Annotated in this window: 5 protein-coding genes and 2 pseudogenes; 4 read left to right on the top strand and 3 right to left on the bottom strand. The window is 58.2% G+C overall.

Annotated elements, in window-relative coordinates; all coding sequences use genetic code 11:
* Positions 1 to 202: pseudogene (locus N554_RS0112015) on the bottom strand (IS110 family transposase); the annotation flags it as partial.
* A 619-nt stretch (positions 203 to 821) separates the two neighbouring features.
* On the opposite strand from N554_RS0112015, the gene N554_RS0112010 reads away from it, so the two are divergent.
* Entirely contained in the window at positions 822 to 2,843 is a 2,022-nt protein-coding gene (locus N554_RS0112010) for an acyltransferase family protein (protein WP_051677458.1), read from the top strand.
* A gap of 438 nt (positions 2,844 to 3,281) precedes the next feature.
* Entirely contained in the window at positions 3,282 to 3,461 is a 180-nt protein-coding gene (locus N554_RS41930) for a hypothetical protein (RefSeq protein ID WP_245283579.1), read from the top strand.
* A gap of 329 nt (positions 3,462 to 3,790) precedes the next feature.
* On the opposite strand, the gene N554_RS42975 is transcribed toward N554_RS41930, so the two are convergent.
* Positions 3,791 to 4,306, bottom strand: a complete 516-nt coding sequence (locus tag N554_RS42975; protein ID WP_029583685.1) for a hypothetical protein — start codon at positions 4,304 to 4,306, stop codon at positions 3,791 to 3,793.
* A 634-nt stretch (positions 4,307 to 4,940) separates the two neighbouring features.
* On the opposite strand from N554_RS42975, the gene N554_RS0111985 reads away from it, so the two are divergent.
* Positions 4,941 to 5,714: a Crp/Fnr family transcriptional regulator gene (locus N554_RS0111985; protein WP_081851240.1), complete on the top strand. Its 774-nt coding sequence runs from the start codon at positions 4,941 to 4,943 to the stop codon at positions 5,712 to 5,714.
* Between the two features lie 575 nt (positions 5,715 to 6,289).
* Positions 6,290 to 8,020 carry an adenylate/guanylate cyclase domain-containing protein gene (locus N554_RS0111980; RefSeq protein WP_029583682.1) on the top strand — a complete coding sequence of 577 codons (1,731 nt, stop codon included), beginning with the start codon at positions 6,290 to 6,292 and terminating at the stop codon, positions 8,018 to 8,020.
* Positions 8,021 to 8,046: 26 nt separating this feature from the next.
* Here the strand turns inward: N554_RS0111980 and N554_RS41925 are convergent.
* Positions 8,047 to 8,790, bottom strand: a pseudogene (locus N554_RS41925) (TolC family protein).
* Between the last annotated feature and the right edge of the window lie 11 nt (positions 8,791 to 8,801).

The following is an 8,801-nucleotide window of genomic DNA, read 5'->3' as shown; positions in this document are numbered from 1 at the left end:
CCAACGCGCTGAAAAGCCATTGCGATAGCGGCCCGGCTTCCAGTCCGATCCGCCTGAAGCGGTAGATGGGGTTCCGCAGAACCTGCAGCAGAGCTTCAGGCTCGCTCGCCACCTTCACTTCCCGCACGATCCTGCCCGTGTCATCCACAATGCAGACGCTGGTCTGCTTGACCGATACGTCTAATCCAGCAAAATGGTCCATGCTGCGCTTCTCCTTCTGATGCTTGAGGCCGTAACCACGGACCTCGTTTCACCATCAGCCTGAAGCGCAGCACCCAAAATCTTCAGCTATCCACAAGCTGGGCCGGCCGATTACCCCATCTTTGGTGCGGATTGCGGGCTGAAGCCGGACATCGCGCGAGATCCGAAAGGTGGCAACAATGGACAAAGGAAACACGGCCCTGATCTTGAATCCCGGATATTGAAGCTCGTGAAAGCGAACCACAGCTGCACAGGTCAACAGATAGCCGTTCGATAGCAAGACTGAATAGGCGTTGGCGGGAGTTACTGATTGGTGCGCACTACGGACTATGGTCGGACATCGCACGAGGTCCGAAAAGTGAAAAAAACTGGCGTCAGGGTAGTTGACTCGTCACTTCACATAAGGCCCATCAGTGCAAACTTCGCGATCAGCAAGATTGGCACCGATCAACTCGATATCTAGGCTGCACACACCGGCAGTAATCCCGAAACAGAATAACGTGGCTCGCTTCGCCGTGCACGCGCAGCGTGATGGCTGGGCGCCTGACGACTCGGCGCGTCCCAAGTTGTGAGCCAACTTGCGCTGAAATAAGCGAATTAAGGAGCGAGAAGAAGCAGGCATGGAGAAAACGGGGGCTGTATCGAAGGCGACAAGCAAGCATGCAAGTGGAAACGCCTTCCGGCTAGATATCAACGCGCTGCGGGCGTTTTCGGTGATCGCTGTCGTTGGCTATCACTTCCAGATACCAGGGTTCGCCGGGGGATTTGTCGGCGTCGATGTCTTCCTGGTAATAACTGGCTACCTAATGACGGGCAAGGTGCTGAACGATCTGACGCTGGATCGTTTTTCGCTCCGTGCCTTCGGCATTATGCGGATGCGCCGGATCTATCCTGCGCTTGCGGTTGTAACCGCTTCGTCCGTCGTCGCTGGCTGGTTCGTGACCTTGCCCGGCGAATACCTGAAGCACCTGCTGCAGGCGTTGTCTGCGCTGACATTCGTGTCGAATTTTGCTTTCAACAGCGACAACGGCTATTTCGCCTTGGCTGCTCAAACCAAGCCGCTGTTGCATACTTGGTCTCTGTCGGTGGAGTGGCAGTTCTACATTTGGATGCCTTTGGTCGCATGGCTGATCTGGCGCCTGGCTTCCGGATCGAAGACTGGGATCAGCACAGTGATGGTTGTATTTCAGGTCGTCGCTGCCCTGTCCTTGGCGTGGTGTTTGTGGAAGAGCTATAGCGACGCCATGGGATCTTCCTTTTTCTCCTTGCGTGCCAGAGCCTGGGAACCCTTGGCTGGCGGGTTGATCGCTGCCGCAGAGATACAGCGCCGATCCGAAGGTGCTGCGAAAGCTTGGTGGCTAGAAACGCGGACTATCGCTGTCATAGGCTGGGCGCTGGCCGCAGCATGCGTCGTCTATCCTTTACCCGAATCGCGATGGCCGGGCGCACTCACAATCCTGCCGATCTTGGGCGCGGCAATGATAGTCGGGGCGGGACAGGGGGCCGGTCGAGGTGGCTTGCTGGGGATGTCTTTTATCCAGCGCGTGGGTGACTGGTCCTACTCGATTTACCTTTGGCACTGGCCGATCTGGGTCTTCGCGCTTGGTTGGCTATCCCTGCGCGATTATGGCGTAGATGCCATGCAAAAGATATTGATGGTGCTGGCGTCGTTTGTGCTCGGCGCCGTCTCCTATCGCTACGTCGAGCAACCGGTCAGAATGCGGCGGGATATCTGGACACCCCGTAGGTTGCTGGCGAGTTCTGGCATAGCGTTTTCGTTGTTGCTCGGGTTCATCGGACTGGCTTTTCTGAACGATGGCTTGCCAAATAGGCTGCCGAAATATCTGCTACCGGCCGAACTGGCGAGAAGGACTAACACGCCACGGGACGAATGTTTCAGGAACTCGAACTCCACCAAGAAGGCGACCGAGACTTATTGCAGCTTCGGCAGCGACGAGGCTGCGGGGAGAACTTCGGCAATCCTGTGGGGAGATTCGTTTGCCAACCAGTACCTCGAGCCAATTTCTTCGGCTGCACTCGATAACGGAATACATGGACTGATCGCGACGCAGAGCGGGTGCAGGGCCTTCCTCGATGACCCTGCAAAAAATTCCGAGGATCAGCGGGCGTGCCGACAGTTCAATCGCAGCACGCTGGATTTCGTGCTGGGCCACACTCAGCCGAGCATAGTTGTGCTTGGAAGTAACTGGGGAAATGCCCTCGAGGTTTCTGCCCTGGTAGACAGACTGCTTTCTTCGGGCAAGACCGTTGTCCTGATCATGCCATTACTGAACATCGGTTTCGACCTGCCGCAACGATGGATCGAAAATCAGATCCGAGCCGGCAAGGCAATAGATGAATGGAAAGTCGAGGCCGATCCCCGCCTGATGATGAGCGGGCTCCGGGACGAGAGTAGTCAATTCCTGTATAAGCATAGAGACAATCCGCGACTAGTTGCGGTGGATCCGTCGTCCGTGATTTGCGAGCATGATTATTGCTATCTAGTCAGGAACGGGCAGGCCAACTTCCGCGATACAGCCCACATTTCCAACGTCAACGCGGTGCAGTACAGGGGCGTGTTCGACGCCGCGTTTAAGTCAGCCCTTCACGCTGCAACTGAAGAAGGGAGGATAACGGACTGAGCGTTGTGTCTCGGCATGCGTGACCACCTTAAATTCCTGAGGACTCTTGCCGCTAGAAGCACGCTGGTCTTTTGTGAATCCCTGGCGTGGCCACAATTAATTCAAGGTCACCTGTCGTCAGCCGATTTCTTACAATTTGACCAGCGGGAGTATCACTTCGTCGCGATTACTCGGCGACGACGGCGCTACGTTCTTCGTGTCAATGACATGATACATGGGGCGGATGCTCCATCTGTAAAACGCCGAATATGCCAAAGCGCCGTGTCAGAGATGGCCTCTGCGCGTCGGAGATGGCCTCGAACCCGGAATTTCAGGCGTGTGCAGGAGGTTTCGTTCCGGTTCGGGGAACAGCTGCCGCCCTTTCTGAGTTGCCAACAGGCTGCGGAGAAACAGTGACCAATGGTCCCGACAGGGTTCTGAACGAAGAAAGGACACATCATGGCGGCCTGCACCGAGAAGCATCATGCCAACCACACCCACCAGCACGGCCCGAAATGCGGCCACACCGCGTTCGCCATGACGGCCATGTGGATTATCTTCACGACGGCCATCTCCACCATATGCACGGGGATCACGTGGATGAACATGTCATCCCGGTCGACGGCACAAATCCCGTGAACTGCACGCCGCAAGTCCACTGCTCACACACACACGGTCCAAGCTGCGGACATGAAGAGGTGCCGCATGGTGACCATGTCGACTATCTCGTAGACGGCCGGCTGCACCATCCGCACGGTGATCATTGCGATGATCACGGGCCGCTGCAGTTAGCCTGAGGGCGTCCACGGCGGTGGTCGAACCGCATGCTCATTTTCGAGACGGGTTCGCCTACCGAAATGGATCGTCCGCGTTGCGACGTGTCTCAACAGTGCTATCGTAAGTACGGCGAGGGCTGATGGGATGGGCCGTCTGCAATCGCCAAGGCGCACAAGATCGCCCGAACAGCGTCAGCTGCACCGCGTTGGCGGATCGACAACTACACCCTCGCAAACAATACGGTTCACCGCTTGCCCGTTGACGGTGCACTGAACCATTTTGAATTCGAGCTTGTCATATCCGGGCAGCGTCTCGCCGGGTTTCGGTGACAGCAACTCGGCCCGCCCTTGAATGTTAAGAGCTGCATGCCCGGCGCCGTGAACGCGGGGATTCCACATTTTGATCCCGGTCTCTAGCCAACGTCGGCGGATTAGCTTTTCTCTGCCGGACTGGTCGTTCGTTTCCGGTACCTCAATCGCGTGGCCGGTGGATTGCAGCAAAACAGCGGCATGCTGATCAACCGTGGTTCTGGTGACGCCGGGCGCTTCGTCAAGGAACTCGCTGACGAGCGGTTCGCCGCTCTTCCTGCTGCGCAGCAGCGCCGCAAATTTAGCAAATACGAACTGCAGCGCTGGAATAATGCGCAGTATAGCGGCCAGTTTCGTCAAAAGTGCCAGCGGTTTTGAAGCGTACTCAGCGTGCGACATCGATGACTCTTGGATATGAAAGGTGCTCCGCACTCGCCCTGCTGTCAAATGACATCGTCCCGATGAATGCAAACGGGGGTGACCCGGCTTCCGTGGACGCGTCCATCAAAGCAGAAGCAGTCGCTGGGGTTTCTGCCCTTTTTGGCGGCGGGCCTTCGCACCGCCAGAGGCGACAATCTTGAGCATAGCTTCGGGCAACGGTCGCTGGAGCTGCAAAAGGCTATGCCATATGACGAGATTATGACCAAACCCCCGTAGAAATACGCAAAAGACACCCAGGTCTGCCGACTTTACCGTGCCTTGGTCAACGCGCCCCAACATCCATGATCCGACCCACGAGCGCGCAAGCTGCCAATCGGCTCCTACTGAAATGATTTAAGACAGCTGTCTATGGGCCTTCGCCGGCTTAAAAAGCAGAGGCTCGGAGCAACGGGCGCCGACCACACGACAGCCCCTACAGAAAAAATCCACAAAGCTAGGCCACCTAAGTTGGCGATGTCCTGATGGCTCTGGCCGAGCCATCGCCGCCAGTATGGTGACAACCGAGGAGGCACCTGTCACCAAGCGATTTCAGTTCAGACCATCGTACTCTTTTTGGATCCAAAGGAATCACACCACTGACGGAAAGGGTCTCATGATGAAGCGCCATACCAGCGTTGGTAATCGACTGTTAGCCGCGCTGCCGGCAGCAGACCTTGGTTTGCTCGCCCCTTACCTCCAGCATGTATTGCTCAAACAAGACGCGGTGCTGGTGCGATCGGGAGATCGGAATGACAAGGTCTATTTTCCCCACAGCGGGGCGATCTCGTTCATGCTCGACATGCCGAACGGACAAACGGTAGCAACCTCGCTCATCGGGCATGAGGGAGCGGTGGGCATGCTATCGGTGCTGGGACCCTCCCGCTCTCCTACCACGGCGGTCGTACGCGTGGCCGGGATCGCATCGCAAATTTCCGCATCACGATTTCATGCAGCCTTCGGCCAGAGTGACGCCATCAAATATGCGGTCCAGACCCACACGAGGGCGCTGTTGATGCAGCTTCAGCATGTGACCGCGTGCAATGCGCTGCACGCTGTCGAGGCGCGCATGGCCAGGTGGTTGCTCCACATTCACGATCGAATCGCTGGCAACGTCGTGCCGCTGACGCAGGAGGCGCTTTCGGAGTTGCTCGGGGTACGACGAACGACGGTGACGCTGGTTGTGCGCAAGCTCCGGGCATCGGGTGCGGTCAAATCTGCCCGGCGAGGTTTGGTCGAGATTGACAGACCGCGGCTCAAAGAAACGGCATGCGAGTGCTATGAGGCCATGCGCTGCAAATATCACCGGATTTTTCCGCTGGATACGCATAGGCTGAGCTCGCGACCGAATGGATCAGAAAATGCGCCGGTTCTGAATTATCGAACATGATTTGGCGTTGAGATCATCATGGCGACGACTCCGTCTCTAAGAGAGCGACGGAAACGCATCGATTGTCCGACGTCAGTGTTCTGCCATATGCCCGACTTTTGCCACCGACTTGGCGGGATCACCAAGCCCAGCGGGTAGACAACAGGAGAAATAGCGCCCGGTTTCCCTTGTACTTGGCCGCTGGTCGGGTGCTTTCAAACCCGCCCATGATCGTGGCTCCGTAGCGGTCACAGACCCGCCATTCCCACCTGGTCCGGCTTCGCTTGATAATCAACACTTCCAGCACGGCCGGTCCCGCGTCCCCGATTGCGTGCCATCAAGATACGTACGGGCCTTGGGGCGTCTGTTCGCTTTTAGACTCTCAGATGTAATTTGATGAACGTGAGTGTTAGAAACACCGCGTGTCCAACGACAGCTTACCGGCCCTCCGCTTGGGCAAGCCACGGTACCGATGCCGAGCTTCCGGCCGATCTTGAGGATGCGGATACAAGGCGAACTGCGAACTTCGCGCTGATGTCATTATGTTCCTTTTTGAGTTATGGGTTTCACGCTGAAGGGCCCCGGAAGGTTTGCACGTGATCCGACTGTCGATCAGAAGAAAGATCATGGGGATTGCCGTGGCGCTCATCGTTCTGATGGCCGTGACAGCTATGCTGTCGATGGTAACGGTGATGCAGGTCAGCGATCACCTCGAAGAGCTCACCCAAAGCTACGTTCCAGCCTATGGAAATTTGGCGCGGGCAAACATTCGTTCGGCTGAACGGGCCTTGGCGCTGCGCCGGATGATCATCGAGAAAATCAGGCCGCCATCGGGCGACAGCCAGTTTGCAGCCCTCCGCAGCGCGTTCGACGCCAAAGGCGCGGAATTCGACCGGGAGGTGCGGGCCGCGCAGGCAGTGATCCGTGCCCTGATCGAAAAAAGAGGCACGTCAGGGGACGCAACCGCGCTGGTTCGACTCGACAGTCGGCTCGATGGTGCCATCAACGAGTCCCGACGCCATCTCAACGATGAGATCGAGCGTTTGCTTCGCGTGCTCGACGCTGGCGATGCCAAAGCCATCGACGATGGCCTTGTTCGGGTGGATGCTCTGCGCGATGAGCTGAACCAGAAGCTCGACGCAATCCGAGCGGATATGCTTGCTCTCCTGCGCACGGAAGCCGAGTTGACCACTCGCAAAGAGCACCAGGTCTTGCTTATCGCCGCGGCCTTGACGGTACTCGCCACCATCCTGGGTCTGGTGTTCTCGATATTGGTCAGTGCTGGCGTGACTCGCCCGGTGCGTCGGCTGTTGGAGGGCGCCCGAGCGGTCGAGGCGGGGCGCCTCGACGAACCGGTCGCCGTCACCTCGCAGGACGAAATCGGTCACTTGACCACCGCGTTCAACCGAATGATCGAACAGCTTCGTCTCAAAGAACGGATCCGGGAGACCTTCGGCAAATACATCGATCCGCGTGTCGTCGAAGGGCTGATCGATCGGCCAGCGCTGGCGGCGGAAGGACAGCGCCGCGTCATGACGGTGCTGTTCTGCGACGTCAAAGGATTTACCAGCACCAGCGAACGGATGACCCCGCAGGGGCTCGTCAAAGTGATGAACCGTTACTTTTCGACCATGTCAGCGCCGATCCGCCATCATCAAGGGGTGATCGACAAATATATCGGCGACGCCATCATGGCCTATTGGGGGCCGCCGTTCGCCGACGACGCGGAGCAGGCGCGGCTCGCCAGCCTGGCCGCGCTGGACATGCTGGCGCTGGTGCCGCAGTTGCGGGCCGAACTTCCCGAGCTCCTCGGCGTTCGTACGCTTCCAAACACGTTTGATATACGCATCGGCATTGCCACAGGTGAAGTGCTTGTCGGCAGCATCGGATCCGAGGTGATGATGAACTACACGGTGATGGGCGACGCCGTGAATCTGGCATCGCGCCTGGAGGGCGCGAACAAGGTGTATGGCTGCCGCATTCTCGTATCCGAGGCCACGGTCGCCGGTGCCGCCTCGGCCGTCGAGGTGCGCGAAATCGACCGGATCGTGACGTGGGGTCAAAGCCAGCCGCAGGCGGTGTTCCAAATCATGGGGAGAAAGGGCGAGTTGACGGCGGTCCAGACCATACTTCGGGATCGCTTCGCCGAGGGACTCGCCGCCTACCGTGCGCAACGCTGGGACGAGGCACGTCGCGCGTTTGAAGCGGCGCTTGCAGCCGTTCCTGATGACGGACCGTCGATGACATTTATCAAGCGTATCGACAGCTTGATCGCAGCTCCACCGGGCGAGGGTTGGGACGGCTCGTGGCATCTTGAGCAAAAATAGCCTACGAGGACAATTTGATCAGCGCATCAGGGTTGGACCTGCAATAAACCCGGATCTGTCGAGATCGGACGCAGTCCATTGGATTCTCGTGCCGCGGCGGCGATCGCCGGCTCTGGGATTCGGATGGGCGGAACTGCCTGGTAATGTTCCCATCCGCCACCAAGTGCCTTGTAGAGAGCGACCAGCTGAACGCCTGCCACACGCCGGGAGATGACGTATTGGGCTTCGAGTTCAAACTGCTGTCGCTCGGCATCCAGCACGTTGAGATAGTCCGTCAGCCCTCTCTCATAGCGCTCGGACGAAAGCTTGACTGCATCAAGGGCGGCACTGCGGGCGCGGGAAAGGCTGTTCAAGCGACTCCGTTCGGCGTTGTAACCCGCGATCGCCTAGTCTACCTCCTGCACGGCACCTAGCACAGTTGCCTTGTATCGAAGCAGGGCTTCGCGAGCCCGATAGTCAGCCACCTCGATACGCGCATCAAGAGTTCCGAAGTCCAGGACCGGCCAGTAGAGCGCCGGACCAATCCCGCCGATGAACGTAATTGGCGTTCCGGTAGCTGCACGCGCGCCGCCTTGGCCGCCCACGGCGCCTGTCACAGCCACGCGCGGAAAAAGATCGGCGATTGCAGATCCGATGCGTGCTGTTGCGGCCCCTATCTCGAATTCAGCTTGCTGGATGTCCGCACGGCGCTGCAACAGACTGACCGGTAGACCGAGGGGAATCTTGGCCGGAAAACGCGGAACGGGTCCCTCCGTTCTCAGTTCTTTCACCAACGTCTCCG

Origin of the sequence: Bradyrhizobium sp. URHD0069 (assembly GCF_000701345.1) — a bacterium.
In the GTDB taxonomy this organism is placed as follows: domain Bacteria; phylum Pseudomonadota; class Alphaproteobacteria; order Rhizobiales; family Xanthobacteraceae; genus Bradyrhizobium.
The sequence above is the reverse complement of the archived record's forward strand: the minus strand, read 5'-3'. Positions and strand labels throughout refer to the sequence as shown.